Raw genomic sequence first — 25,219 nt, forward strand, 5'->3', positions numbered from 1 at the left:
GCTGGCGACGTGGCGCCAGCAGGGACGCAACCCATACGAGGAACTTACGCGGGTTGTCCACGACAACGAAATGATCTCACGAGAGCAGACTGTGCCGGTTGTTGAGACCTCGGGGTAAACACGTACCGTAGTCATATCTCAGGCCACTGATTTCGGCCGCGCGATTGAGGCTCACGTCGCCCGTCTTGTAGCGTTCGACCGCGAGTTCGACCCGGAGTTCCGGGCGTTTGTCGAGGAGCGCGCGGAACGCCTCCTCCAGAAACTCCTCCTCCGAAGCGAACCGTCCGGACCGCCGAAGGAGGTCGATATCCCGCTTGATTTCGCTCATGGACTGAGTAGCTTCAGTGTCCCCAGTACCGTCTCGGGCTAATAAAAGCGGGGTGGACAACAGTCTACAGGTACGAGGCGTCCCACCGCACCGGCTTCTTCTGGTTGCCGCAGTCGTTGCACTCCAGTCGCTCCATCGAGTCCATCGCGGTGTCGAAGCTCTCGCAGTTCGAGCAGAACCAGCCGTAGAGTTCCTCGCCGTCCTCGTCGGTGTAGGCCGCGTAGAACGGCGCGTCCGACCCGCGCTCGCTCTCGGCCCAGTTGACGTAGAGGGTCCGGTCCTCGAACTCGCGGGGTTCGTACTTCACCCGTCCCTCGTGGACGTAGAGGTTCTCGACGTACGTCTCGTCGCCGATGGTCGTCTCGCGCTCGCTGACCTTCTCGAAGCCGTTGGCCTCGTAGAAGCCACAGCCGCGCTCGTTGGCGGCCAGCACCTCGGCCGCGATGCGGTCGACGCCGCGCTCCGAGAGGGTCGCCTGCGTGTGGTTCAGCAGCGTGCTCCCGACGTTCTGCTCGCGGTCGTCCGGGTCGACGTGGAGCCAGAGGACGGTACCGGTGCCGTCCGCGACGAGGCTCTGGGAGAAGCCGACCACCTCGTCGCCGGCCACCGCGACGACGTACACCATCCCCTCCTCGGCGAGTTCGGCGTCGAGGGCGTCCCCGCCGTACCAGTTGTCGACCGCCGCCTCGATTTCTCCGTCGTCGAGGACGTGGTCGTAGGAGGCGCGGAGCGACTGGAGCGCGACGCTCCGAATCCCCTCGGCGTCCCCCGACTCGGCTTCGCGGATTTCGATGCCGTCGGACTCGGCCTTGCTCTGACCCATGGACCCGTCCTACCACGTTCTCACTGATAAGCGTTGCACCCGATTCGGGAAAATTGGCGGGTAATTGGACGTTCAGTCGAGTATATCTCGAAAATCGACACGAACGTCGCAACTCGGGGATTTCGATTGGCGAGCGATGCATCCGGAAGCCCCGTCCGGCTTCGGTAGCGTTTTGCTGTCGGGCGGCCATTCCGGCGACATGGACTCCGCACTCGTCGTCGGCGGCACGCGATTCATCGGTCGCCACCTCGTCGAGGAACTGCTCGCACACGACTACGACGTCACCACCTTCAATCGCGGGAACCACGACGACCCCTTCGCCGAGGAGGACGCGGTCGACCGCGTCGAGGGCGACCGGACCGACGAGTCGGCCCTGAAGGCCGCGAAGCTGTCGGTCGAACCCGACGCCGTCTTCGACTGCGTGGCCTACGAGCCCGGCGAGGTTCGGACCGCGACCGAGATATTCTCGGACGTCGACGCCTACGTCTACATCTCCAGCGGCGACGCCTACGACGCCGAGGAGGTGCCGAAGCGCGAGGGCGAGACGCCGTTGCGGCCCTGCACGGACGAGCAGGCCGTCGACGACTCGGGCGAGACCTACGGCAACCGGAAGGCAGAGGGCGACCGCGCGGTGTTCGAGGCGGCCGAGCGCGGCGTGAACGCCCACAGCGTCCGCCCCTGCATCGTCTACGGCCCGCACGACTACACCGAACGCCTCGACTACTGGATAGACCGCGTCGCCAACTACGACCGAATCGTCGTGCCGGGGGACGGCGACAACCTCTGGCACCGCGCCTACGTCGAGGACGTGGCGAGCGCGCTCCGGGTCGTCGCCGAGGAGGGGACCCCGGGCGAGGCGTACAACGTCGGCGACCGCCGCGTGGTCACCATCGACGAGATGGTCGACCTCGTCGCGGACGCGCTCGATACTTCCGTCGACGTGGTCCACGCGGGCGAGCGCGAACTCGCGGCGGCGGACCTCTCGCCCGACGACTTCGTGCTGTATCGGGACTACCCCCACGTCCTCGACACCGACAAACTGGCCGCGCTGGGGTGGGAGTCGACCCCGCTCGACGAGGCGATGGCCCACACGGTCGACGAACACCTCGACAGCGACCGCGACGGGAGCGACTACGACCCCGGCCGGGACGCCGAGGAGCGCGTGCTGGGCGTGCTGGACACGGTGTGAGTCACCGTTAATCTCATCCGGAACCGCTCGCAGGGGCGCGCTACCGGTTTCAGGTAGCTGATAACAAACACCGCTCCGGACCTACGGTGGTCCATGTCGCGGACGCATCGCGGTCGAACGCCGCTCGACGGGGTTCGGCGATGATACGCGAGGCCATCCTGGTGACGGTCCGGGGAGTCGGCGTCCTCCTGTTGACGGCGGTCGAGGTCACGGCGCTGTCGGTCTGGCTCGGCATCGCGATCGACGCGCCACCCGCGTCGGCCGGCCTGGCGGTGGGCGTGGGCGCGCTCGCTGCCGGGATGCTGGTCGCCGGCCTGCTGTCCTACGTCACGGTCAACGGCTGGGGTCGTCCGATTCCGGCCCGGACCGTGGCGGCGCTGGCGCTGGTCGGGACCGCGCTGTGGGTCGGCTGGCTCGCGGCGGTCCAGTCGGCCGACGGGTTCGCGGGAATCGTTGCCGCCGGGGTCGGACTCGCGGCCGCGCTCGTGCCCCGCCACTCGGTCGCCGACAGCGCGGTCCGAGGGCGGCGACTGCTCGGCTCGCTCGTCCAGCGCGCGACCATCGGCCTCGCGGTGCTGGAGGCGGCGGGTGCGACCGCGTGGTTCCTCGTCGTCACCGGCACCGTCCCCGTCCCGGCGTGGGTCGCGCCGGTGCCGCCGTTCTCGCCCGCCGCCTTTGTGGGCCTGCTCGTCCTAGCGGCCGTGACGTTCGTCAAGCACCTGCTGGCGGTGCGCCACGCGCTCCGACCGACGCGGCAGTCGAGCGACGCCGGGTGGGGTTCGTCGCGGGGGACGCTCCGGGAGTAGGCTCGCTCCGTGCGCCCAGAGCGGGACGGGGAGCCGCGGGCCGGCCCTCCCGGAGAGGTAAACTGTTTTGCCCGCCCGCGAGAGACTGGTGAGTATGTTCGACAAGTCGACGTGGATTCGGCTCCCGCGCAACGTGGTGGTCGGCCACGGCGTCCTCGACCGGACGGTCGAGGCGGTGTCGGAGCTCCACCTCCACGGGCGGCCGCTGGTGGTCACCAGCCCGACGCCCCGCGAGGTGGCGGCCGACCGCGTGGCGGCCGACTTCGAGGCGGCCGGCGAGGACCCCGCGCTGGTCGAGATCGAGACGGCCAGCTTCGAGGCGGTCCAGCGCGTCATCGAGGTGGCCCGCGAGGCCGAGGCGGGCTACCTCGTCGGCGTCGGCGGCGGGAAGGCCATCGACGTCGCCAAGATGGCGAGCCACGACCTCGAAACCGGCTTCGTCTCGGTGCCGACCGCCGCCAGCCACGACGGCATCGTCTCGGGCCGGGGGTCGGTGCCGGAGGGCGACACCCGCCACAGCGTCGCGGCCGCGCCGCCGCTGGCGGTCGTGGCGGACACCGAGATTCTGGCCGACGCGCCGTGGCGGCTCACCACGGCGGGCTGTGCGGACATCATCAGCAACTACACCGCGGTCGAGGACTGGCGGCTGGCCAACCGGCTCCAGAACGTCGAGTACTCCCACTACGCCGCCGCGCTGGCCGAGATGACCGCCGAGATGCTGGTCGACAACGCCGACTCCATCAAGCAGGGGTTAGAGGAGTCGGCGTGGGTGGTCGTGAAGGCGCTGGTCTCCTCGGGCGTGGCGATGTCCATCGCCGACTCCTCGCGGCCCGCCTCGGGCGCGGAACACCTCTTTTCCCACCAGCTCGACCGGATGGTCCCCGACGCCGCGCTCCACGGCCATCAGGTCGGCGTGGGCACGATAATCGCCGAGTACCTCCACGGCGGCAACTGGGAAGGCGTCCGAGGCGCGCTGGCGACCATCGGCGCGCCGACCACGGCGGCCGAACTCGGCGTCGACGACGACACGGTCATCGAGGCGCTGACCTCGGCCCACGAGATACGCGACCGCTACACGATTCTGGGCAACGGGATGAACGAGGCGGCGGCGGTCGAGGCCGCCGAGACGACGGGCGTCATCTGAGGTGTCGCTTCGGGTCGCTGCGCGCCGGCCTCACGTTCCGGTTCGGCGCGGGCTGGCGCGCTCTCTCGTGAGCGCGCCAGCCCGTGCGAGGTCTGCGCAAGCGAAGCGCGCGCAGGCTCGTCGGAGCGTGTCTCCGACGGTGGCGGGGCGCGTTCGTGCGCCCCGAGGCTGGGGAGGTGTGAGGCTCTCGCGGTGCTGTGCGGTTTCTCATAGGCCTCGGCAGTAGTTCGCTCGGAACTGACTCCGGAGTCGACACCGACGCGAAGCTAGCTACTGCTTGAGCCTAGGGGACACCGCACAGCACCGCGACCACTACCGCATCCGCGACCACTACCGCATCCGCATCCGCGACCGTGACCACAACCCCACCGCAGCGAGGGAATCCTATCGCTACTCGTCGTCGGCGACCCGAAGGAACGCCAGCGCCGCGCCCAGCAGCGCGGCGTTCTTCAGGAAGTGAATCTGCTGCTGTTGGGCCTCCTCGGCGTCGTCTATCGCCCAGAAGTCGTGCATGACCGGCGTGATGGAGACGAAGAACGTCGCGGCCGCACCCGCCGCCAGACGCGGCAGTTTCCAGAGGGCGACCCCGAGCCCGCCGAACAGCAACGTCCCGCTGATGGCCGGCACCGTGGTCTCGGCCATCGGCGCGCCCTCGCTCTCGGCGTACCCGACCATTTGCTCGCTGTTCCGGAGGTTGTCGGTCGCCATGAACGCCAGCACGCCGCCGTACAGCAGGCGGGCGAGTCTGAACGCGGTCGAGTCGACGTCGGTTCCGGACTCGTCCCGGACCGTCTCGACCGCGCGCTCTGCGGTTTCCGCGAGGCGCTCGGTGGATTCGCTCTGACGTAGTTGCACGGACCACGGTAGCCCGGCCAGCGACTTACGTCTGTTCGCCGCGTTCGGACCTGCTCCGCGTCAGTCCCAGACGGTGGGCGCGTCCCCGTCCTCGATTGCCCCGTCGGTCGTCAGTATCGCGTCCGTATTTCGGGTCTCGTGGCTGGCGACTATCATCGCGTCGTGGATGGACAACGAGTCCATCCGTCGGGTGACGCGGCGAACTTCGTCGTATCCGGTTTCGACCAGTTCGAGCGGCGACCCTCGTTCTATCGTCGCGAGAACGGCTTCGACGTCCGCCGGTTCGGAAACGTCCCGGACGTCGGTCCCCCGTATCTCGTCGCGTTTTTTCAGGATGAACGCGGTTTCGACCAAGACGATGGCCGGTACTTCGAGTCGCACCGCTCCGGATTCGGCTCGCTTGACTATGCCCGACGCTCGGTCCGGCAGGATGTCGAGTAGATAGTGGAGGAGCGCGACCGAGTCGACGGTGTACGATTTCATTCGACGGTCCACTCCTCGTCGCGCTTCGAACGTATCTCCGCCCCGAGTTCCTCCGCAATCGCGCGTCGCTCGTCCTCGCTCATCTCACCGGCGAGCAGTCCTCTGGCCTCGGTGCGGTCGTGCTTTTTGACCACGATTCCGTCGTCGGTGTCCTCCCAGACGACCGTATCTCCCGGTTCGAGTCCGTACTCCTCGCGCAACTCCTGTGGAATGGTCGTCTGACCCTTTCGGGTGATCCGGGTGGTTTCGCCCATACTGAGTATTACTGCCTGTAGTACTAAAGCGTTTTTCCGCGCTCGCCATCCGCTCGGCCACTCCGAAGTCGGCTCCACCACCGGCGAGAAAAGCGGGATTTAGCCGGAGCGAGGGCTGCAGCTCGTCCGAGCACTCATCGCCAACCAATGGGCGCTTGATCCGGTTAGGCACGCCCTACCGGCGGTCGAATTCGGACGTCTCCGGCGAACGCCGTCCCTCAAACGTGTTCGTCGAGGAAGTCCGCGACCGCCGTGTACGCCTCGATGCGGTTTTCGAGCTTCGAGAAGCCGTGGCCCTCGTCCTCGAAGATGAGCTTTTCCACGGGGACGCCCTGCTCGGCCGCGATGTCGGCGATCTGTTCGGCCTCGCCGACCGGGACGCGGGGGTCGTTCGCGCCGTGGAGCACCATCAGCGGGGCCGCGATGTTCTCGGCGTTGTTGATAGGGCTGATGGATTCGAGCAACTCGCGGTCCTCGGAGAGACTCCCGTACTCGGCCTCGCGGTGTTCGCGCCGCCAGTCGCCGGTGTTTTCGAGGAACGTGACGAAGTTGGCGATGCCGACGACGTCGACGCCCGCGGCCCACAGCGCCGGGTACTCGGTCAGCGCGGCCAGCACCATGAACCCGCCGTACGAGCCACCGAGCGCCACGATTCGGTCGGGGTTGACCTCGCGGCGGTCCCGAAGCCACTCGACGCCCGCTTTCAGGTCGGCCACCGAGTCCATGCGCTTGTCGACGTCGTCGAGATGGGTGTAGGCTGTCCCGTAGCCCGCCGACCCCCGGACGTTCGGCTCGAAGACGGCGTACCCCCGATTCAGGTAATACTGCTTGGTCGCGCGGAACGAGGGGCGGCGCTGGCCCTCGGGGCCGCCGTGGATGTCCACGATGACGGGGATTCCGTCCTGCTCGCCGCCCTCGACGTCGTCGGGGGTCGAGAAGAACGCCGGAATCTCCCTGCCGTCGAACGTCTCGTAGTGGACGAGTTCGGGCGCGACGAACGACGATTCGGGCAGGCCCGCCGTCGAGGCGTCGGTCCAGCGCGCGACCGCGCCGGTCTCGACGTCGACCACGTAGACGTTGGCGTTCTCGGTGCTGCCCGTAACCGTCACGGCGACGCGCTCGGCGTCGTCGTCGAACGACCCGCCGCCGACGACGCCGCCCGGGAACTCGGGCGCGGACAGCTCCCGGTAGTCGGCCGGGCCCGTGAGTTCGCCGAGGGTCAGCTCGGAGTAGCCGTCGACGTTCCGGCCGACGAGCAGCCGGCCGGTGTCCTCGTCGACCCGGACCGTCTCGACGTTCCACTCCCCGCCGTCCTCGACCACGTCGAGCTCGCGGGTGTCGACGTCGAGCCGGGCGAGGTACTTGGTGTCGGCGTCGGCGTCGGTCGCCAGATAGAGGGCGTCGCCGTCGGGACCCCAGTTGACCGACGAGTAGCGCACGTCGCCCTCGTGGGGCGTGACGTGGTCGAAGTCGCCGGTATCGAGGTCGAGGACGTACAGGTCGGTGTCGAAGCTGGAGTGGGCCTCCCGGACCGCCAGATAGCGGTCGTCCGGGCTCCACCCGACGACCGAGAGCCAGCCGTCGCCCTCGTGGACCAGTTCGGCGTCGTCGCCGCGCTCGTCGCGGCCCTGCACGTAGACGTCGAACACCGACTCGTCGCGGCGGTTCGACGCGAACGCGAACTTCGACCCGTCGGCGTTCCAGCCGCCCCAGTAGTGGATGGCGTCGGGGCGGTCCGTGAGGGGCGTGACGGTCTCGCCGTCACCGTCGAGCCGGAACAGCTGGGTGCGCTCGTCGCCGCCCTGGTCCATCCCGAAGACGAGTTCGTCGCGCTCGGGCGACCACGACGCGAAGCTCACCGCGTCCTCCTCGAAGGTGAGCTGGGTCGGCCACTCGCGGGGGTCGTCGAGCCGCCACACCTGCGGGACGCCCGTGGTGTCCATCAGGAACGAGACCCGCTCGCCGTCCGGGCCGAACGACGGCGCGTGGGCGGCCCGAACGTTGAGATAGCGCTCGAAGTCGTAGGTCGGCATGGGAACTGGTTCCAATCCGAACGGGATAGCCCTTTGGACTCCGGAACGGGAAGTTTCCCCTGTGCCGTCGGGCACAATTTTCGGTTGAAAGCGTGAACCGTCGGAGCGGTCGGTGAACGGTGAGAGCGGTTTATGCCCGCGTCGGCCGTCACGCTGGTTCGGTAATGAGTTCCCGGAGCACGCGACCGTCCCGCGAGGAGGTGTTCGACGCCGTCAAGAACCTGCGTCGCCGGTACGTCCTCTACTACCTCCAGCGGTACGGCGGCCCCGTGGAACTGGGACCGCTCGCCGAGCAGGTGGCGGCGTGGGAGAACGACGCGACCGTCCCGGAGGTGTCGCCCAGCCAGCGCAAGTCGGTGTACAGCGCGCTCCACCAGACTCACCTCCCGAAACTGGAGGCGGCCGGCGTCCTGGACTACGACGCCGACCGGGGACTGGTGTCGCCGACCGAGCGTGCGGCGAACCTCGACCTCCGACTGGCGAGCGACCCGCAGGCCTCGGTCCCGTGGCACCACCTCTACCTCGCGCTGTCGGCCGTGAGCCTCCTCGCGCTGGCCACGGTCCGGGCCGGGGTGTCCCCGCTCGGGCCGCTCTCGGGCACGGAGTACGGCCTGCTGGTCGTGGTCGCGTTCGGCGCGACGGCGCTGGGTCACACCTACGACCTCCGGCGGTGGCGGCGGCGCGCGAATCAGGCCGCGCCCGACTTCATCCTCGAACTCGACGAGTGAGCGCCGCGTCGCGTCCGGCCGAGCGCCCGGGACGGCTCACGGCAGGGCGAGAAACAGGCCGTACGCGACCGTCAGCAGGACGGTGGCGTGCTTGGCCCCGTTCCGGACGCTCCCCTCGGCCATCTGGCCGGCGACCAGGCCGGAACAGACCGCCTGTATCAGCGCGGTGTGGAAGAAGAGCAGGGTGTAGGCGTCCACGTTCACGTCCGAGATGCCGCCTATCGGTCCGCTCACGCCGATTTGGCTCCCGCCGGCGGGCATGCTCACGCCGGTCGGGAGGTTGGGGATGAGGATGCTGTCGAGCGACACCACGATGACGAGGAAGACCAGAAACGAGAGGTAGATGATGACGTTGTAGGTCATCAGTTCCTGGCGGCGCTTGCGTTCGAGTCGGCGGGTGTCCTGCGCGTCGTCGGCCGCGATGCGGAGCACCCGCGAGAGGTTGCCGCTGGCGTGCATCGCGTTGGCCAGCAGGGTGACGACGCGGGTGATGATGGGCGTGTCGATGCGGTCTTCGAACCGGTAGAGCGCGGTCTCGGCGTCGACGCCCCACTCGACGTCGGTCCACAGCTTCGCGACCTCGTCGTCGAGCGCGCCGAGGTCGCTCCGGTTGACCCGACCGAGGCTCTCGATGATCGACATGCCCGCCTCGTTGGTGCTGGCCAGTCGGTCGAGGAAGTCGGGGACGGCGGCCGAGATGGCCGCGATGCGTCGCCGGTGGAGCTCCTGTACCACGGAGAACGCGACGAGGACGAAGAGCGCGGCCTGCACCACGAAGTCGTCGAGGACCCGCGGCGTGACCGTCCCGGCCGTGAGGTGGGGCCACGCGCGGACGACCACCGAGAGCAGGCCCAGCGGGACCGTGGCGTACAGCACCACGTCGGGGTCGTCCCGGAGCGTCTTGACGGGGTCGGTCAGCCACTCGCGGAGCCAGTGCACGCGCTCGAAGACGTCGAGGCGCTCGAAGTTGACGACGCCCCCGCCGGCCGAGGCCGACCCCGCGCCGTCGTTCGGTCCCGCGTCGGCCGCCGAGGGGTCGGCGTCCGCGACCGATTCGCCGCCGTCCGAGCGCACCGCGGCCAGGTCCTCGGGCCGCTCGATTCCGGCGCGCTCGGAGTCCGGGTCGCCGGTCCGCCGGACGCCGGCCAGCGACGCGGCCGCGAGGGTCACGTCGCGGTCGCTCCGCGAGGCGCTCAGCGACTCGGTGATGCTGTCGAGGTAGACGACGAACCCGACGGTCGCCAGCGGGATGGCGACGTACGCGATGACCCGGAGCAGGTCCAGCGTGTCGCCAAGCGCCATCAGCCCCATCACGACGAGGATGGTGATGAAAAGCAGCGGCGCGACCACGAACACCGAGACGTACGCTTCGGCGAGCGTCGCCAGCAGTTCGAGAAACGACTCCTGCTGGGCCTCGGCGTCCTCCTGATAGCGCTCGTACTGGCCGTCGAGGTACGCCGAGACGTTCTGGCCGCTCTGGAGGACGCTGGCGAGGTTGTCCGCGAACTCGCCGAACTTCTCGCTGGGCGTGCGTTCGGAGAGGCGCTCGATGGCCGTCAGCATGTCGAGCCCGCCGTAGTCCATGGCCTGCACGGCCACGGACACCTCCGTTGCCGCCTCGCCGTACACGTCCCGGTTGCGCGACAGGGTGCGCAACACGTCGGTAAACGCCATCCCGCTCCGGGAGAGCGCGTAGACGAACGCCACCGTGCGCGCGAGGCTCTCGTCTATCTGGCGCTCGCGGGCGTTCGCCCGGTAGCTCAGGTTCTCCCAGCGCAGCCAGTAGGTCACCCCGGCCGACGCCACGCCGAGGGTGGCGCTGCTGGCCAGCAGGATGACGAACAGTTGCCCCGCAGAGAGGTCGGGGAGGACGAGCAGGCCCGCGAGGAAGTTGAGCTGACCGGGCAGCACCTCGCGCATCGTCTCGGGCGAGATACGCAGGATGGCCAGCCCGCCCGCGACCAGATACACGCCGAGGACGCTGCCCGCGATGGCGGCGATGCCGGTGTACAGCAGCGTCTTCGAGGCGAACATCCGGTAGGTCTCGCGGGCGTGGACCGACTGGAGCAGCGTCCGGCGGGCGTCGCGGTTTCTGCCGTGGTCGGTGACCCAGTCGCCGAACCCGGCGAGCGCGACCCGGGTGACGAAGTGGTCGAACCGGCGCGAGACCGGCGCGAACGCGACCGGAACCAACACGAGCGCCACCAGCGCGAGCGGGACGAGCCAGAGCATCAGTCGAAGCCGGTCGTGACCCCGTCGTCCAGTTCGATGGTGTCCAGCACGCGCTCGGGGTGGGCGTAGTACTCGTTTATCATCGCGGTGAACCGTCGGTAGTCGGTGACCTCCTGGTCGCAGAGGTACCGGAGGACGCGCTTTCGGTTCCGGAGCTCCTCGAGGAGTTCGGCCCGCGACCATCCCTTCTCGGACTGTATCTCGTCGAGGATGGTGCTGTCGTTCTGTCGGAACGAGTCGTCGGCGGCCCGCCACGAGAACGTCGTGGAGTAGTCGAGGTCGCCGGTGCGCTGGTCGATGCCCTCGATTTCCGCGATGACGTCGCTGCGGCGCACGCGCTCGTCGCCGACGTAGGTGAGCGTCTGGACCGAGAGGATGTCGAGGCTCTGTATCATCGCCCGGGGCACGTTGATGGGCTCGTTCTCCAGCCGGTTGATGACGGTCTGGACCGAGTCGGCGTGCATGGTCGAGTAGGTGGTGTGGCCCGTGTTCATCGCCTGAAACAGCGTCATCGCCTCCTCGCCGCGCACCTCGCCGACGACGATGTACTCCGGGCGGTGGCGCAGCGCCGACCGCAGCAGGTCGTACATCGTGATGTCGGCGCTCTCGCCCCGGCGCTCGCGGGTGACCGACGACAGCCAGTTGTCGTGGTACAGCGCCAGCTCGCGGGTGTCCTCGATGGTCAGCACCTTCGAGCGCGGCGGGACGAACATCGAGATGGCGTTCATCGAGGTGGTCTTACCCGACGCGGTCCCGCCGGCGAAGATGAGCGACCGGTTGTTCTCGATGGCGAGCCAGAGGTACGCCATCTGGTCGAGGTTGAAGGTGCCGTACTGTATCAGGTCGACCGGCGTGAACGGCTCGTCGGCGTACTTCCGGATGGTGAACGCCGACCCGCGCGGGGTGACCTCCTCGCCGAGCGCGAGTTCCGCGCGCGAGCCGTCGGGCAGGGTGGTCTCGACCACGGGCTCGCCGATGCTGACGTGGCGGCCCGACTGCTGGGCCAGCCTGACCACGAGGTTGTCGAGCTCCGTCTGGCCGTACGTCAGGTTGGTCTCGATGTCGGTGTACTCGTCGTGATAGACGAACAGCGGCAGGTCGTAGCCGTCACACGAGATGTCCTCGATGTGCGGGTCGGCCATCAGGGGGTCGAGCTTGCCGAACCCCTGGAACGACCGGTAGAGGTAGTAGAACAGCCGGTAGAAGCTCGCGGGGTCGACCTCGACGCCGTACACCGACAGCAGGTCGCGGAGTTCGGCCTTCAACACCGCCTCGGGGTCCGCGCCGTCCGCGGTCGCGTCCCCGGACGCTCGCCGACTGACCAGCGAGTCCCGGACGTCTTCGAACAGCCGGTCGAGCAGTTCGGCTTCGAGGTCGTCGAGGTCGGGTTCGACGACGTGGTAGCGGTGCTCGTTCTCCACGTCGTCGTAGTTTATCGAGACGAACGCGAACGGGGCGTTCACCCAGTAGCGGTCGACCTCCTCGAACCCGACCAGTCCGGAGAACGACACCAGCGGCTCGTGTGCGGCGGGGTCGTACTCGCCGACGTCGACCGACGACCCGCGGAGTACCTCGACGGTCCGGCGGAGCGTGCGCTCGAACTCCCGGACGCGAACCCGAACCTCGTCGGTCCACTCGGACAGGGGTGACTGTGACATGGGTGGCGTTCGATGCTCGCGGCACTCCCTGCGTGCGTCAGTTCACGCACCACGTCTCGTCGCCAGTACTTAAATCACCGGTCAGACGAGTCGCGGAACGGGACGGCGCTTGGAGCCGGGTCGATGCGCCCGGTCAGTCCAGCATCTCCTCGCTGATGGTGTCGGGCAGGAGTTCGCCGAGCGTGTACTCGCGCACCCCCTCGCCCGCGTCGCAGACGACGCGCAGGTCGTCGTCGCAGAACTCCGCGAGCGTCTGGCGACACATCCCACAGGGGGTTACGCCGTCGCGGCGCTCGGAACTCACCGCCAGCGCCGCGAACTCGCGGTGGCCTTCCTTGACGGCCTCGGCGACGGCGACCTCCTCGGCGTGGAGGCTGTTGCTGTAGTTGGCGTTCTCGATGTTACACCCGACGTACACCGTGCCGTCGGCGGTCCGGAGCGCCGCGCCGACAGGGTAGTCGGAGTACGGGACGTGGGCGTCGGCCTGCACTTCGCGGGCGGCGTCGATGAGGTCGTCCATGTGCGATACTTGGAGGGCACCGTCAAATATCTCTCGTCTGGAACCATCGACCACAGAAAGACACCGGAACGCTCGCGGGGTGAACCTTTAAATACGAGAGCGGGGCGAAACAGGGTTGGACGCCTCGTGCGGTCGCGGGCAGCTCGCCGGCGAGTCAGCCGGCGCAGTCGACGACCCCGCGACCGCCAGTCCGACTAACCCGAGAGGGCTGCGCCAACGCTTCCGTCGACCGTCGCTCCCGCAATCCCACGCGTCGGAAGTGACGACACTCCACGGCATCCACGCGACGGCGGGAATCGAGAGGGGCAAACCGTCGCCGAGGTCGAGGGGAAACCGCACCGCGACCGCATCCGCACGGGACTGCCACCGCATCCGCACGGGACGGGGACCGCACGGCACCGGGCCGCGAGAGCCTCACGCGCCCCAGCCTCGGGGCGCACGAGCGCGCCCCGCCACCGTCAGGGACACGCTCCGACGAGCCTGCGCGCGCCGAGGTGGGCCGGTCACTCCTCGCCGGACTCGTAGTGGTCCCCGGCCTCCGAGGGCGTGCGGGTGTGGCCGACGAACGCCAGCACCACGACCACCGTCAGGTAGGGGATGATGCCGATGAGTTCGCTCGGGACGTTGTATCCGACCTGCTGGAGCCGAATCTGGAGCGCGTCGAGGCTCGCGAACAGGAACGACGCACCGAACGCGCCCAGCGGGTTGTAGTTGCCGAACAGGTAGGCCACGATGCCGATCCAGCCCCGGCCGCTTATCATCGTCTCGCCGCCGCCGATGAACTGACCGACGCGGCCGAGCGCCAGCCCCGCGCCGCCGAGTCCCGAGAAGAACCCCGAGAGCAGGACGCCGGTGTACCGGACCTTCCGGACGTCGACGCCCACGGTGTCGAGCGCCTTCGGGTTCTCGCCGCTGGCCTCTATCCACCGGCCGAACGCGGTGCGGTTGAGCGCGTACCACGCCAGCGGGACCGAGACGAGCATCATGAACACCGGCGGGCTGGCCGCGAACAGGACGACGTCGGTGAACGGAACGGAGAGCGTCCAGCCGTCGAGCGTCCCGATGGGCGGGCTGTTGACCTGGCCCCAGATGACGTTGCTGGTGAACGGCGCGAGTCCGAGCGCGATGAGCCACACCGCTAGCCCCGCGATGATCTGGTCGGCCTTGAACTCGATGCAGACGACCGCGAACAGCAGCGCGAACAGCACGCTCGCCAGCACCGCCACCCAGAAGCCGATCCACAGTTGGGGCTGGGTGGGCGAACCGCCGCCGAGCAGGCCCGCGACCGCGATGGAGGTGAACGCCGAGATGATGAGCAGGCCCTCGAGGCCGATGTTGATGACGCCGCTCTTCTCGGCGAAGATGCCCCCGAGCGCCGCGAACGCGATGGGGACCGTGAGCCGCAGGACCGCCTGCAGGTAGTTCGCGTCGACGATGCGGACGAGTTCGCCGACGAACGGCGAGACGAACTGGAGCGCGGCGACGCCGGCGACGAGGAGGACGAGCGCGACCAACCACCGGCGGCCCCGCGAGTCGGCGTAGCTCATCGGCGGTCACCTCCCGCGTCGTCGGTAGAATCGGGCGTCCCGCCGGCCCCGTCGTCGCCGCGAGCGACCGGGTCGTCAACGCCGTCGTCGTGACGAACCGGGCCGCCGGCCCCGTCAGTGGCCACGCTGGGTTCTCCCTCGCCGAACCGGAACCGCTTGCCTATCATCCGGAAGAACTCCGGCATGGCGACGAACAGGATGACCAGCCCGCGCAGCACGCCGACCAACTGCTGTGGGACCGACAGCTGGAACTCGATTGCGAGGCTGCCGCCCTTCAGCGCGCCGAACAGCAGCGCGGCCGGCACCACGCCGAGCGGGTTGTTGCCCGCGAGGATCGAGACCGTGATGCCGTCGAAACCCAGCGACGGAATGCCGTTCTGCCAGTAGCCGGCGACCATCATCACGTACACCGCGCCGCCGAGGCCACCGAGCGCGCCCGACAGCGTCATGCTCGACACCATCATCCGCTTCGAGTCGACCCCGCCGTACTCGGCGGCCTCCGCCTGGACGCCGCTGGTCCGGAGGTCGTAGCCGAACGCGGTGCCGTTGAGCAGCCAGTAGATGCCGACCGCGAACGCGAGCGCGATGAGCAGCGCGAATATCGAGAAGACCGTGGTGTCGAAAAACACCGGCTGGAGCTGGGCGTACTCGGGGAGCGCCCGGGTCTGGACCGTCGGGCTCTCGGGGTCCTTGAACACCTCGGAGACGAGCGTGAACGCGACGCCGGTCGCCACGAAGTTGAGCATGATGGTCGTGATGACCTCGTTGGCGTCGGCGTAGGCCTTGAGCGCGCCGGGAATCGCGCCCCACACGCCGCCCGCGACCGCGCCGACGAGCAGACCGAACGGAATCAGGACCAGCGACCCCACGAGCCCGGCCGGGACGAACGGCGCGACCCACAGCACCGCCAGCGCGGTGGCGAGCGCGCCCAGGACGAGTTGACCCTGCGTCCCGATGTTGAACATCCCCGCGCGGAACGCTACTGCGACCGCCAGGCCGGTGAACAGCAACAGCGTGGTCTCCTTGAGCGTGACCGCGACGTTGTACGGCGGCCACACCGCGCCCTGGAAGAGGACGTAGTACACCGAGACGGGGTCGTAGCAGAACGAGCCCACGCCCGGGACCGCGAAGAACGGCGAGTCGCAGGTCGCCAGCAGCCCCGAGACGAGGATGACGAGCGCGCCGACCAGCACCGAGAGTACGAGCGCCGCGACGCTGATGAGGATGCGCTCGGCTGCCGAGGCGTCGACGAGTCGTCCGAGCGTGCGGTCGGCCCGGTCGCGCCACGAGTCGTCCGAATCCGGGCCGCTCGGCTCGTCGTCCGGCCCCGTCTCGCCGGCCTCGCTCATGGCTCACCCCCGGGAGCGTCGGCGATGCTCGGCGCGTCCTCGGGGATTTGGCCGGCCATCAGCAGGCCGAGTTCCTCCTCGGTCACGCGGTCGGGGTCGACCACGTCGACGAGTTCGCCCTCGTACAGCACCCCGAGCCGGTCCGAGAGCTGCTGGACCTCGTCGAGCTTCGAGGAGACCAAAAGCACCGTCTTGCCCGCCCGCCGGAGGTCGAGGATGCGGTCGTGGATGAACTCGATGCTCCCCACGTCGACCCCCCGAGTCGGGTGGGACGCGACCACGACTTCCGGGTCGCGGGCGAACTCCCGACCGACCACGAACTTCTGCTGGTTGCCCCCCGACAGCGACTCGGCGTCGGCGTCGGCGTTGCGGGGTCGCACGTCGTACTCCTCGATGACCTCCTCGGCGTGGTCGCGGGTCCGCGCCCAGTCGATGCGTCCGCCCTCGGCGAACTCCCGCGTGTGCTGGCTCCCGAGCAGGCCGTTCTCCACCAGGTCGAACTCCATCACCAGCCCGCGCTTCTGGCGGTCCTCGGGGACGTAGGCCATCCCGGCCTCGATTCGCTCGCGCCGCGAGAGGTCGGTCACCGCCCGGCCCGCGAGCTCGACCGCGCCGGTCTCGGGCGTCCGCAGGCCGGTGATGGCCTCCACGAGCTCCGACTGGCCGTTGCCGTCCACCCCGGCGATGCCGAACACCTCGCCCTCGCGGACGTCGAGGTCGACGCCCCCGACCTGCTCGACGCCCCGGTCGTCGGTGACCCGGAGGTCCGACACCGACAGGCCGACGTCGCCGGGGTCGGCCGGCTCCTTGTCGGCTTCGAGCAGGACCTCCCGACCCACCATGAGCTCGGCGAGCTCCTCGCGGGTGGTGTCGTCGGCGTCCACGGTGCCGACGTTTTGCCCGTCCCGCAACACCGTGATGTCGTCGGCGGCGTCCATCGCCTCGCCCAGCTTGTGAGTGATGAAGATGATGGTCTTGTCCTCGGCCGCGAGTTCCTCGAACACGCCGAACAGGTCCTCGACCTCCTGGGGCGTGAGGACGGCGGTCGGCTCGTCGAGAATGAGCACGTCCGCCCCGCCGTACAGCGCCTTCAGAATCTCGGCCCGCTGCTGGACGCCCACGCTGACGTCCTCGACGCGGGCCTCCGGGTCGACGTCGAAGCCGTAGCGGTCGGCCAGCTCGCGGACCTCGCGGTCGGCCCGGGCGCGGTCCATCGCGAGCCCGAACCACTTGCGAGGTTCGTGTCCGAGCGCGATGTTCTCGGCGATGGTCAGCGTGTCCACGAGCATGAAGTGCTGGTGTATCATGCCCACGCCCGCGTCGATGGCGTCGCGTGGCGTGTCGAACTCCCGCGGTCGCCCGTGGAGGTGGACGGTGCCGCCCTCCGGCTGGTAGAGCCCGTAGAGGACGTTCATCAGCGTGGTCTTGCCCGCACCGTTCTCCCCGAGGAGGGCGTGGACGCTCCCCTCCTCGACTTCGAGGTCGACCTGGTCGTTGGCGACGACCCCGGGGAATCGCTTGGTGATTCCCTCGAGGTGGACGGCTACGCTCATCTTTGGTCGGTGTTCTCGATGCCCCCGCTTAAACGGCCCGGATTTGGCGGGCGTCTCTCGGCTGGAATACGTTTTCGACCGACTGAATCCCGCGTATTCGGGCGCTTCCGCGGTGGAAACAATCCGAGGCGATTCGGGCCCGAGCGACCGACGTCGCGGCGGTCCCGACCTACCGGTCGGTCGTGGTCGCGCCGACCTCGCCGGGTCGAGTCGGAACCTCGATGTCGCCCGCGACGATGGCCTCGCGGGACTCGTCGAGCGCGGATTTGACCTCGTCGGGGATTTCGGACCCGAGTTGCTGGCCGTACACCGCCTCGACCCCGTTCTGTTCGAGGCCGAGTTCGTTGACCCCGCCGCCGTCGAACTCCCCGTTCACCACGTTTGCGACCGACTGGAAGACGGCTTCGTCGACGTGCTTGACCATGCTGGCGAGGATGACGTCGCTGTACTCGGGCAGGCTCTGGGACTGGTCGGCGTCGACCCCGATGGCGTAGCGGCCCTGCTCTTGGGCCGCCTGGAACACGCCGTTGCCGGTGCCACCTGCGGCGTGGTAGACGATGTCGGCACCCTCGTCGTACATGGAGTTGGCGATGGACTGGCCCGTCCCCGGGTCGTTGTACGCGCCCGCGTACGCCGACCGCACCTCGACGTCCTCGCTGGCGTGGGCCGCACCGGCCCGGTAGCCGGCCTCGAAGCGCTTGATGAGCGGCGTCTCCTCGCCGCCGACGAAGCCCAGTATCGCGTCGTCGGTGGTCTCGCCCGCGCCCGCGCTGAAGTCCTGCTGGGTGAGCAGGCCCGCGAGGTGGCCGACCTGGAACGAGCCCTGGTGTTCGAGGAAGGTGTAGTTCGACACGTTGTCCCGCTCCACGACGGAGTCGACCAGCATGAACCGCTGGTCGGAGAAGCGCTCGGCGTTGGTTTCGAGCGCGCTCGTCTGGACGTACCCGATACAACACACCAGGTCGTAGTCGCTCCCCTGGGCGAACCGGCGCTGGAGCGACTCGACGTCGCTCTGGCTCTCGGGTTCGGCGTTCTGGTAGGAGACGCCGTACTCGGACTCGGCGTCCTGGACGCCCCGGTGGGCCATGTCGTTGAACGAGTTGTCCCCGAGCCCGCCGGTCGCGTACACCATCCCGACGTCGATGGAGTCGGACGACGCCGTGGTCTCGTCGCCCTCGGCGTCGGTGGTCTCCCCGCCGTCGTCGGCGTCCGCGCCCGATTCGGTCTCGTCGTCGGAGCCGGACCCCTCGGTGGTCGTCTCGCTCCCGTCGCCTCCGCCGCCGAGACAACCCGCCAGTCCCGTTCCGAACAGCCCCGCACCGCCGACTCTCAGTAGCTGTCGCCGCCGTTCGTCCATATCGGACATGCTACTCCAAAGGGCTCAATAGTACTCTATAAAACCGTCGCTTCGGGGGAAGCGCAGCCACCGTCGAACCGACGACGACGCTCGCGAGGGCGGGAACCGCGTCAGACGCGAACCGCCGCGACCGCCTCTTCGACGGCGTCGGTCGCCTCGGCGACCAGTTGCTCGACGTCGCCGCTCTCGGCGTAGACGCGGATGTACGGCTCGGTGCCGCTGGGCCGGACCAGCACCCACGACCCGTCGGGGAACGTCGCCCGGACGCCGTACTCGGTGGCGACCGACGCCTCGGGGAACCGCTCGGGCACGGCGGTCTCCAGTCGCGCCATCGCCCGCTCTTTTGCCTCGTCGGGACACGAGACGCTGACCTTGCGGTAGGGTCGCTCGGTCACGGGCTCGCGGAGGGGCGCGAGTCCGCCGGCGTCGGCCACGAGTCGGGCGACGACGGCCGCGCTGGTCACGCCGTCTATCCAGCCGCCGAACCGGGTGTGGACGTGCTTCCACGGTTCGGCCGCGAAGACCACCTCGATCCCTTCGTCGCCGTCCTCGCGGGCGGCCGCGATGCCCTCGTGGAGCGCGCCGAGTCGGACGCGCTCGACCCGGCCGCCGGCGGCCTCGACCCGCTCGTCGATGCGCCCCGAGGCGTTGGGCGTCGTCACCACCACGGGGTCGTCGGCCTCGCTCCGCTCGGTGTAGTGGGCCGCCAGCATCGCGACCACGGTGTCCTCGTGGACGACCTCGCCGTCGCCGTCCACGAGTACGATGCGGTCGGCGTCGCCGTCGTGACCGATGCCGAAGTCGGCGTCGGCGTCCTCGCGGACGAACGCCCGGAGGTCCGCGAGCGTCTCGGGCGTGGGCTTGCTCTCGCGGCCGGGGAAGTGCCCGTCGACGTTGCCGTTGAGCGTGACGACCGTCGCGCCGAGTTCCCGGAGCACCTGCGGCGTTGCGACAGACGCCATCCCGTTGCCGCAGTCGACCACGACCCGGAGGCCGTCGAGCGGTGCGCCGTGCCGGCGGGCGTAGTCGGCGACGGCGGCCCGGTAGTCGTCGAGGACGTCCGCGCGCTCGCCGCGACCCCACTCGTCCCACGCCACCGGCGGGTCGTCGGCCTCGACGCGGCGGTCGACCGCCCGCTCGGCCTCGCGGTCGTACTCCTCGCCGTCGACGAACAGTTTGATGCCGTTGTCGGTCGGCGGGTTGTGGCTCGCGGTCAGCATCGCGCCGCGACGACCCCGCGAGGCGAACGCCAGCGCGGGGGTCGGGAGCCGGCCCACCCGGCGGACGTCGGCCCCGGCGCTCTCCAGTCCGGCCTCCATCGCGGCCGCCAGCGCGGGGCCGGTCTCCCGGCCGTCGCGGGCCACCACGAACTCCCGGCCGTCGCGGCCGGCCGCCCGCCCGACCGCCAGCGCCAGCGCCGGCGTCACCGTCTCGACCGCGTCGCCGCGAATCCCCGCAGTTCCGAAGAGGTCCATGCCCCGAGTTCGGGGTGCCGGACACTTAGCTTTCCGCGATTCGGCGCGAGCGATGTCCGACCTGGCCCGCTCGACACCGCACAGAGACCGGAGCGACGTCGGTGATTCGCCCGGTCGAAGGTGTCGCTGTCGGGGCGGGCCGAGACCCGTCCGAGTCGGTCCGCCCGAGAGACGCACCACGGCGGACGGCGGCGGTCATTCGGCTCGACGCGACTCGATTCGTCGTCGAAGCCCGGACTGTACGCCGTGGACGAACGGGCCGGGATCGTCGAATCGGAGCATATCGAACCGCGGTTCTCTGAGACACGAGAGCGCCACGTCCCCCATGGCGGCGTAGAGGTTCGGCCGCTCGACGTACGGGGAGTCGTCGTTTCGGATGCTCTTCAGGTGCGCGACTTCACCCTTCAGCAGGTGACTCCCGACGCCCGTCTCGTAGTCGGGGTCGATCAGGTCGGGCCGTCCCACCGCGAGGAGCCAGTAGTAGTACGGGAAGTCGATGCCCGCTCTCACGGTGGGTCCGATCGACTGCCAGATTCGGGGGTTGATCTCGGTCAGCTTGAACTCCCCGGTCTCGGCGTCTTCCATGTATTCGACGCAGGCGAGCCCGTGCCAGTCGAGTTCCGCGAGCAGGTCGCACACGACGTCGTCGAGTTCCGGGTCGTAGATGGACCGCCGGTAGACCCCGCCCCCGCCGGTGTACGAGTCCTCCCGAACCTGGTGGAGCTGTATCGTCGCGAGCGGTTCGCCGTGCTCGCAGATAGCGCCGACCATGTACTCGTCCGTCCACGGCACGAACTCCTGGACGATCGGGACGTGGTCCATCTCGGCGACGAGTCGGTCGACGTCCGGTTTCTCCCCTTCCCGGAGGTGTTCGACCAGGTCGGCGGTCCCGGTTCGGTTCGGCGGATACGAATCGACGTACTCGCTCGCGAGGAGGTTGTACCGAGATTTGACGAGCAGCTTGCGATCCCACTCCTCGACGTCGGTGAGGAGTTTCGTCTCCGGAACCGGAACGCCAGCGCGTTCGGCGGCCTCGACCAGTCGGACGCGGTCGTGGACGTTTCGGAGCCGCTCGAAGTCGGGAACCGCGAGGTCGACGTGGTCGGCGAACTCCTGGTAGTACCGCGACAACGCGAACACCGTCTCCTCCCAGACCGGGAGAATCGTCCGGACGTCCGGTCGGGCCGCGAGCTCCAGCAGCGCTTCCTTGTAGGCCGTGAAGTCCTCCCGCGTGAACTCCAGGGGCACCGTCTCCCCACAGTACCGAGACGTCGCTTCCGACGTCGACGTCCCGTCGACGCCCAAGACCGTGTTGATTCCCCGCTTTCCCAGCGAACGCACGCACTGATACCCGGGCGTCCCTCCGTGCGGTATCAACGCCGACTGCCCCCGTCCATTCCCGCGCATACCGCGAAACGAACGACGCATCGAAGCTTAAGGTTACCGCCGACCGGCGTCTCGCCTGCGGCCGGACGGGACCGGGTCTCCGCGCTAGCTCGGGAGGTCACGGGCGGCCGAGTACGAGGAGCGTGGTCCCGTCGCTCGGTCCGGTCGTCGCCTCTCAGTCGCTCGACTCTTCCTCGACGGTCACGGTGATGGACTCGCCGTACTCGCGCGTGAGCACTTCGAGGAACGCTTCGCCGGGCGCGAGGTCGAGGTCCGCTTCGCTGACCTCGAACTCGACGGTCTCGGTCTCGCCGGGTCCGACCTCGACTTCCTGCTCGGCGACGACCGTCCCGTTCACCCGGAGCTGTGCCGTGTCGGTCACGGTCTCCTCGCCGGGATTCCGGAGGTCCGCGCTCGCGGCCAGCGTCCCGTCGTCGAGGACGATAGCGCCGGGCGCGTCGAGCCCGGACACGCGCAGCGAGGCCTCGTCCGCGTCCTCCGCTTCCTCCTCGGTGGTGGTCTCGTCGGCCTCAGTGGTCGTTTCCTCGGTCTCCGTCGTCGTATCGTCGGTCTCCTCGGTGGTCGTCTCGGTCGGCTCTTCGGTGGTGGTCTCCCCCGTCGTTTCGGTCGGTTCCTCGGTCGTGGTCCCGTCGTCGGCGTCGCCCGTCTCGCGGACGTCGACGACGCCGACCTGCCCGTAGTCGCGGGTCAGCACGCCGACGAACGTCTCGCCCGGTTCGACGTCGAGTTCGGAACTCTCGAGCCGGAACTGGACCGACTCGGTCTCGCCGGGTCCGACCTCGACTTCCTGCTCGGCGACGACCGTGCCGCCGACGCGGAGCTGTGCCGTGTCGGTCACGGTCCCCTCGCCGGGGTTGTCCAGTCGGGCGTTCACGACCAGCTCGCCCTCGTCGAGAACGACGGTGCTGGGAACGCTGAGGTCCGTGACGCGGAGCGATTCGACGTCCGCGTCGGGGCCGCCGGGCGCGGTCGTGGTTTCGGTCTGCTCTTCGGTGGTCGTCGTCCCGTCAGTGGTGGTCTCCCCCGTGGTGGTCGTGGTCGCTTCGGTCGTGGTCTCCTCCGTAGTCGTGGTCGCTTCGGTCGTGGTCTCCTCCGTAGTCGTGGTCGCTTCGGTCGTGGTCTCCTCCGTAGTCATCGTCTCCTCCGTAGTCGTCGTCTCTTCGGGGAGTTCCTCGCCGTCGTACGCCAGCGGCAGGTCCTCGGGAACCGTGAGGACGAAGTCGACGTTCTGGACCGTGACGTTCCGGAAGACGAACCGGACCGTCTGTCCGGTCGACGCGTCGGAGTCCGCCCCGTCGCTGGCGTCGCCCTCGTCGTACAGGAACTCCGTGACGTCGAGTTCGAGCGTCCGGTCGGCCACGGTCGCGTCCTCGACCGCGACGGTCCGGTCGACCTCGCCCTCGCCAGCGACGAACGAGAGGTGTTCGACGTGGACGTTGTCGACGGAGAACTCGACCTGTCGCTCCTCCACCGACGGTTCGGGCTCTTCGGTCGTGGTCGTCTCCTCAGTCGTGGTCGTCGTTTCGGTAGTCGTAGTGGTCTCCGTCGTCTCCTCGGTCGTAGTCGTCTCCTCGGTCGTCGTAATCTCCTCGGTCGTAGTCGTCTCCTCAGTCGTGGTCGTCTCCTCAGTCGTGGTCGTCGTTTCGGTAGTCGTAGTGGTCTCCGTCGTCTCCTCGGTCGTCGTAATCTCCTCGGTCGTTGTAATCTCCTCGGTCGTAGTCGTCTCCTCCGGCGTCGTCTCCGTGGGCTCTTCCGTGGTCGGCTCGGCCGTAGTCGGCTCCTCGGTAGTGGTCGGCGTCACCGTCTCGACCGTCGTCTCCGTGGATTCCTCGGTGGTGGTCTCCGCCGTCGTTTCGGTCGATTCCTCGGTCGTCGTCTCTTCGGTCGTAGTGGTCTCCGCTGTGGTAGTCGCCGTGGGTTCCCCGGTGGTGGTCTCCTCGGTCGGCGTTTCCGCGTCCGCCTCGACGGTCACCTGAGCGGTGGCGGTGACGATCTGCTGGCCCTGGCTCAGGTACGCGCCGTCCGTGGCTCCCTCGGACTCGGCGAAGTCGAACTCCTCGTCGTCGTCGGTGTCGCTGTACGCGACCGCGATGAGCTGCTGTGACTCGTCGAGCGACTCGTCGAGTTCCACGGTCACGTTCTCGGTGCTCCCCGGGTCGAGGTACGCCGAGACGCCGACAACGCTGTCGAGGACCGACCCGTTCAGGAGTTCGGTGGTGTGGACGGCGACGAACCCGCCGTCGCTCAGATTCGCCTCCGCGACGGTGACCGCGGTCCCGTTCGAGGGCTGGTCCTCGAAGGTCACCGTCGCGTTCTGTTCCTGCACAGCGGGCCCGACGTCCGCCTGTGTAGCCGCGTCGAGCTCTGTTCCCCCCGTTCTCTCGATGGCATCAGTCGCCGCCCCGTCGTCGGCCCCCACCGCACCGAGCGTGGTGGGCACCCCGCCGACGACGACGGCTATCGCTACGAGAAGTGTCGCGTGCTTGCGTCGCATTCGATTTCTCCCCCGAGGGAGAGACGACCACGACGACAATAAATCCGCTGGCGTCCGATAGCGACCGTCTCAGACGCCGTACGTCGCCCCGCGTGCGATTTCCGACGACCGTCCACTCGGACGGGATACTGGGATTTCCGTCACGTCGACAGCTTCCGGCCGACCCAGCGCGGCACCGCCGCGGCGGTGCGAGCGCCCGGCGCGCCGTCGACCAGCCAGAGCGCGACCACGGCCGCCGCGAGGCCGAACTCGACGGAGACGACCGCGTCGAGCCCGAGTTCTCCGAGGTGGGCCGCGAAGCTCTGCTCGGTCCCGTACTCGACGGGCGGCGCGAGCGGCCACGCCAGGAACCCCAGCGCGTCGACGTCGCCCGACACCGCCGGCGGGAGCGCGTCGCCGAACAGGTGCGTGAGGTAGCCGACGCCGAACGCGGTCGCGACGCCGCCACGATGCCAGCGCCGGAGGACCACCCCGACCGCGACGACGACGAGTAGCGCCGCGAGCAGCGAGTGGGCCAGCGACCGACCGTTCGGGAGGAGGTCGACGGTCCACGCCAGGGGCTTGTCCACGAGGTCGGGAAACTGGGTGCCGAACGCGAGGGCTATCGCGGCCGGCCCGGTCGGCGGTCGGCGTTCCCGGAGGCGGACCGCCAGCGAGTAGACGAGATACCCCACCGCGAGATGCCCCCACGGCCACATGACACTCGGTTGGCGACGCGCGAGGTTAGGTCTTCGGGGGGGACTGGCTGTGGAGGTGGTTCGGGGGGACTGGCTGTGGACGTGATTCGGGCGGACTGTGTGGCTGCGACTGTGGTGCTGTGCGGTCTCCTCGGCTCAAGCAGAAATCAGACCCCTGAATCGTCTGTAGGGGGTGACGTGAGAGTGTCTCCGCCATCGGGGCGGGATGAGCGACGAGGGAGCTAGCTACTACCTCGACAAGTGAGTGACCGCACAGCACCGCCGCACGGCGGGAGCCGCATCCCTC

At 68.9% G+C, this 25,219-nt stretch carries 21 protein-coding genes; 4 read left to right on the forward strand and 17 right to left on the reverse strand.

Translation table 11 applies throughout. From position 1 onward, the window contains the following. Window positions 1-76: 76 nt before the first annotated feature. Window positions 77-328, reverse strand: a complete 252-nt coding sequence (locus EPL03_RS19870) for a UPF0175 family protein (RefSeq protein WP_168216203.1) — start codon at window positions 326-328, stop codon at window positions 77-79. Window positions 329-392: 64 nt separating this feature from the next. Beyond that, window positions 393-1,151: a GNAT family N-acetyltransferase gene (locus EPL03_RS06750; RefSeq protein ID WP_244605216.1), complete on the reverse strand. Its 759-nt coding sequence runs from the start codon at window positions 1,149-1,151 to the stop codon at window positions 393-395. 199 nt (window positions 1,152-1,350) lie between these two features. On the opposite strand from EPL03_RS06750, the gene EPL03_RS06755 reads away from it, so the two are divergent. The 3 genes from EPL03_RS06755 (at window position 1,351) to EPL03_RS06765 (ending at window position 4,290) form a co-directional block, all read left to right on the forward strand. Continuing rightward, window positions 1,351-2,340, forward strand: a complete 990-nt coding sequence (locus EPL03_RS06755; protein WP_135828600.1) for an NAD-dependent epimerase/dehydratase family protein — start codon at window positions 1,351-1,353, stop codon at window positions 2,338-2,340. A gap of 140 nt (window positions 2,341-2,480) precedes the next feature. Beyond that, entirely contained in the window at window positions 2,481-3,146 is a 666-nt protein-coding gene (locus EPL03_RS06760) for a hypothetical protein (RefSeq protein WP_135828601.1), read from the forward strand. Between the two features lie 94 nt (window positions 3,147-3,240). Continuing rightward, window positions 3,241-4,290 carry an NAD(P)-dependent glycerol-1-phosphate dehydrogenase gene (locus EPL03_RS06765; protein ID WP_135828602.1) on the forward strand — a complete coding sequence of 350 codons (1,050 nt, stop codon included), beginning with the start codon at window positions 3,241-3,243 and terminating at the stop codon, window positions 4,288-4,290. A gap of 390 nt (window positions 4,291-4,680) precedes the next feature. Here EPL03_RS06765 and EPL03_RS06770 read toward each other — a convergent pair whose 3' ends face one another. From EPL03_RS06770 to EPL03_RS06785, 4 genes are all read right to left on the reverse strand, one after another. Next, a complete protein-coding gene (locus tag EPL03_RS06770; RefSeq protein ID WP_368277069.1) occupies window positions 4,681-5,145 on the reverse strand; it encodes a DoxX family protein in 465 nt (154 codons plus the stop codon). Between the two features lie 60 nt (window positions 5,146-5,205). Continuing rightward, complete coding sequence (locus EPL03_RS06775) at window positions 5,206-5,628, reverse strand: PIN domain-containing protein (RefSeq protein WP_135828604.1); 423 nt, start codon at window positions 5,626-5,628, stop codon at window positions 5,206-5,208. Continuing rightward, entirely contained in the window at window positions 5,625-5,882 is a 258-nt protein-coding gene (locus EPL03_RS06780; RefSeq protein WP_135828605.1) for an AbrB/MazE/SpoVT family DNA-binding domain-containing protein, read from the reverse strand. Before EPL03_RS06780 ends, EPL03_RS06775 begins: the two co-directional genes overlap by 4 nt. Before the next feature lie 218 nt (window positions 5,883-6,100). Further along, entirely contained in the window at window positions 6,101-7,915 is a 1,815-nt protein-coding gene (locus tag EPL03_RS06785) for a S9 family peptidase (RefSeq protein WP_135828606.1), read from the reverse strand. 164 nt (window positions 7,916-8,079) lie between these two features. Between EPL03_RS06785 and EPL03_RS06790 the strand changes: the two genes are divergently transcribed. Then, window positions 8,080-8,643 (forward strand): DUF7344 domain-containing protein, encoded by a 564-nt coding sequence (locus tag EPL03_RS06790; protein ID WP_135828607.1) that lies wholly within the window; start codon window positions 8,080-8,082, stop codon window positions 8,641-8,643. Between the two features lie 36 nt (window positions 8,644-8,679). On the opposite strand, the gene EPL03_RS06795 is transcribed toward EPL03_RS06790, so the two are convergent. The 11 genes from EPL03_RS06795 to EPL03_RS06845 form a co-directional block, all read right to left on the reverse strand. Beyond that, window positions 8,680-10,875 (reverse strand): type II secretion system F family protein, encoded by a 2,196-nt coding sequence (locus EPL03_RS06795; RefSeq protein ID WP_135828608.1) that lies wholly within the window; start codon window positions 10,873-10,875, stop codon window positions 8,680-8,682. Further along, window positions 10,875-12,533: a type II/IV secretion system ATPase subunit gene (locus EPL03_RS06800; protein ID WP_210424926.1), complete on the reverse strand. Its 1,659-nt coding sequence runs from the start codon at window positions 12,531-12,533 to the stop codon at window positions 10,875-10,877. The genes EPL03_RS06795 and EPL03_RS06800 overlap by 1 nt, the downstream gene beginning before the upstream one ends. A 133-nt stretch (window positions 12,534-12,666) precedes the next feature. Continuing rightward, window positions 12,667-13,053, reverse strand: coding sequence for a cytidine deaminase (cdd, locus tag EPL03_RS06805; RefSeq protein ID WP_135828609.1), 387 nt, complete (start codon window positions 13,051-13,053; stop codon window positions 12,667-12,669). A 503-nt stretch (window positions 13,054-13,556) separates the two neighbouring features. Further along, window positions 13,557-14,600, reverse strand: a complete 1,044-nt coding sequence (locus tag EPL03_RS06810) for an ABC transporter permease (RefSeq protein WP_135828610.1) — start codon at window positions 14,598-14,600, stop codon at window positions 13,557-13,559. Then, window positions 14,597-15,949 carry an ABC transporter permease gene (locus EPL03_RS06815; RefSeq protein ID WP_135828611.1) on the reverse strand — a complete coding sequence of 451 codons (1,353 nt, stop codon included), beginning with the start codon at window positions 15,947-15,949 and terminating at the stop codon, window positions 14,597-14,599. Before EPL03_RS06815 ends, EPL03_RS06810 begins: the two co-directional genes overlap by 4 nt. Continuing rightward, window positions 15,946-17,502 (reverse strand): ABC transporter ATP-binding protein, encoded by a 1,557-nt coding sequence (locus EPL03_RS06820; RefSeq protein ID WP_135828612.1) that lies wholly within the window; start codon window positions 17,500-17,502, stop codon window positions 15,946-15,948. Before EPL03_RS06820 ends, EPL03_RS06815 begins: the two co-directional genes overlap by 4 nt. Window positions 17,503-17,671: 169 nt before the next feature. Further along, a complete protein-coding gene (locus tag EPL03_RS06825; protein ID WP_135828613.1) occupies window positions 17,672-18,859 on the reverse strand; it encodes a BMP family lipoprotein in 1,188 nt (395 codons plus the stop codon). 110 nt (window positions 18,860-18,969) lie between these two features. Continuing rightward, on the reverse strand, window positions 18,970-20,334 hold the full coding sequence (locus EPL03_RS06830; protein WP_135828614.1) for a phosphopentomutase/phosphoglucosamine mutase: 1,365 nt from the start codon (window positions 20,332-20,334) through the stop codon (window positions 18,970-18,972). A 195-nt stretch (window positions 20,335-20,529) separates the two neighbouring features. After that, window positions 20,530-21,675, reverse strand: a complete 1,146-nt coding sequence (locus tag EPL03_RS06835) for a carboxylate--amine ligase (RefSeq protein WP_210424927.1) — start codon at window positions 21,673-21,675, stop codon at window positions 20,530-20,532. Between the two features lie 220 nt (window positions 21,676-21,895). Next, window positions 21,896-24,235 carry a DUF7282 domain-containing protein gene (locus EPL03_RS20300; RefSeq protein ID WP_210424928.1) on the reverse strand — a complete coding sequence of 780 codons (2,340 nt, stop codon included), beginning with the start codon at window positions 24,233-24,235 and terminating at the stop codon, window positions 21,896-21,898. 140 nt (window positions 24,236-24,375) lie between these two features. Beyond that, window positions 24,376-24,933 carry a metal-dependent hydrolase gene (locus tag EPL03_RS06845; protein ID WP_135828616.1) on the reverse strand — a complete coding sequence of 186 codons (558 nt, stop codon included), beginning with the start codon at window positions 24,931-24,933 and terminating at the stop codon, window positions 24,376-24,378. Window positions 24,934-25,219 lie beyond the last annotated feature (286 nt).

The sequence above is a fragment of the Halorussus halobius genome (assembly GCF_004765805.1).
GTDB classification, from domain to species: domain Archaea; phylum Halobacteriota; class Halobacteria; order Halobacteriales; family Haladaptataceae; genus Halorussus; species Halorussus halobius.

Coding starts and splice junctions, on each gene's coding strand:
- EPL03_RS06825 (WP_135828613.1), bottom strand. CDS start 18,859: ATGGACGAACGGCGGCGACAGCTACTGAGAGTCGGCGGTGCGGGGCTG.
- EPL03_RS06790 (WP_135828607.1), top strand. CDS start 8,080: ATGAGTTCCCGGAGCACGCGACCGTCCCGCGAGGAGGTGTTCGACGCC.
- EPL03_RS06845 (WP_135828616.1), bottom strand. CDS start 24,933: ATGTGGCCGTGGGGGCATCTCGCGGTGGGGTATCTCGTCTACTCGCTG.
- EPL03_RS06810 (WP_135828610.1), bottom strand. CDS start 14,600: ATGAGCTACGCCGACTCGCGGGGCCGCCGGTGGTTGGTCGCGCTCGTC.
- EPL03_RS06775 (WP_135828604.1), bottom strand. CDS start 5,628: ATGAAATCGTACACCGTCGACTCGGTCGCGCTCCTCCACTATCTACTC.
- EPL03_RS06750 (WP_244605216.1), bottom strand. CDS start 1,151: ATGGGTCAGAGCAAGGCCGAGTCCGACGGCATCGAAATCCGCGAAGCC.
- EPL03_RS20300 (WP_210424928.1), bottom strand. CDS start 24,235: ATGCGACGCAAGCACGCGACACTTCTCGTAGCGATAGCCGTCGTCGTC.
- EPL03_RS06760 (WP_135828601.1), top strand. CDS start 2,481: ATGATACGCGAGGCCATCCTGGTGACGGTCCGGGGAGTCGGCGTCCTC.
- EPL03_RS06785 (WP_135828606.1), bottom strand. CDS start 7,915: ATGCCGACCTACGACTTCGAGCGCTATCTCAACGTTCGGGCCGCCCAC.
- EPL03_RS06795 (WP_135828608.1), bottom strand. CDS start 10,875: ATGCTCTGGCTCGTCCCGCTCGCGCTGGTGGCGCTCGTGTTGGTTCCG.
- EPL03_RS06780 (WP_135828605.1), bottom strand. CDS start 5,882: ATGGGCGAAACCACCCGGATCACCCGAAAGGGTCAGACGACCATTCCA.
- EPL03_RS06765 (WP_135828602.1), top strand. CDS start 3,241: ATGTTCGACAAGTCGACGTGGATTCGGCTCCCGCGCAACGTGGTGGTC.
- EPL03_RS06830 (WP_135828614.1), bottom strand. CDS start 20,334: ATGGACCTCTTCGGAACTGCGGGGATTCGCGGCGACGCGGTCGAGACG.
- EPL03_RS06815 (WP_135828611.1), bottom strand. CDS start 15,949: ATGAGCGAGGCCGGCGAGACGGGGCCGGACGACGAGCCGAGCGGCCCG.
- EPL03_RS06755 (WP_135828600.1), top strand. CDS start 1,351: ATGGACTCCGCACTCGTCGTCGGCGGCACGCGATTCATCGGTCGCCAC.
- EPL03_RS06820 (WP_135828612.1), bottom strand. CDS start 17,502: ATGAGCGTAGCCGTCCACCTCGAGGGAATCACCAAGCGATTCCCCGGG.
- cdd (WP_135828609.1), bottom strand. CDS start 13,053: ATGGACGACCTCATCGACGCCGCCCGCGAAGTGCAGGCCGACGCCCAC.
- EPL03_RS19870 (WP_168216203.1), bottom strand. CDS start 328: ATGAGCGAAATCAAGCGGGATATCGACCTCCTTCGGCGGTCCGGACGG.
- EPL03_RS06800 (WP_210424926.1), bottom strand. CDS start 12,533: ATGTCACAGTCACCCCTGTCCGAGTGGACCGACGAGGTTCGGGTTCGC.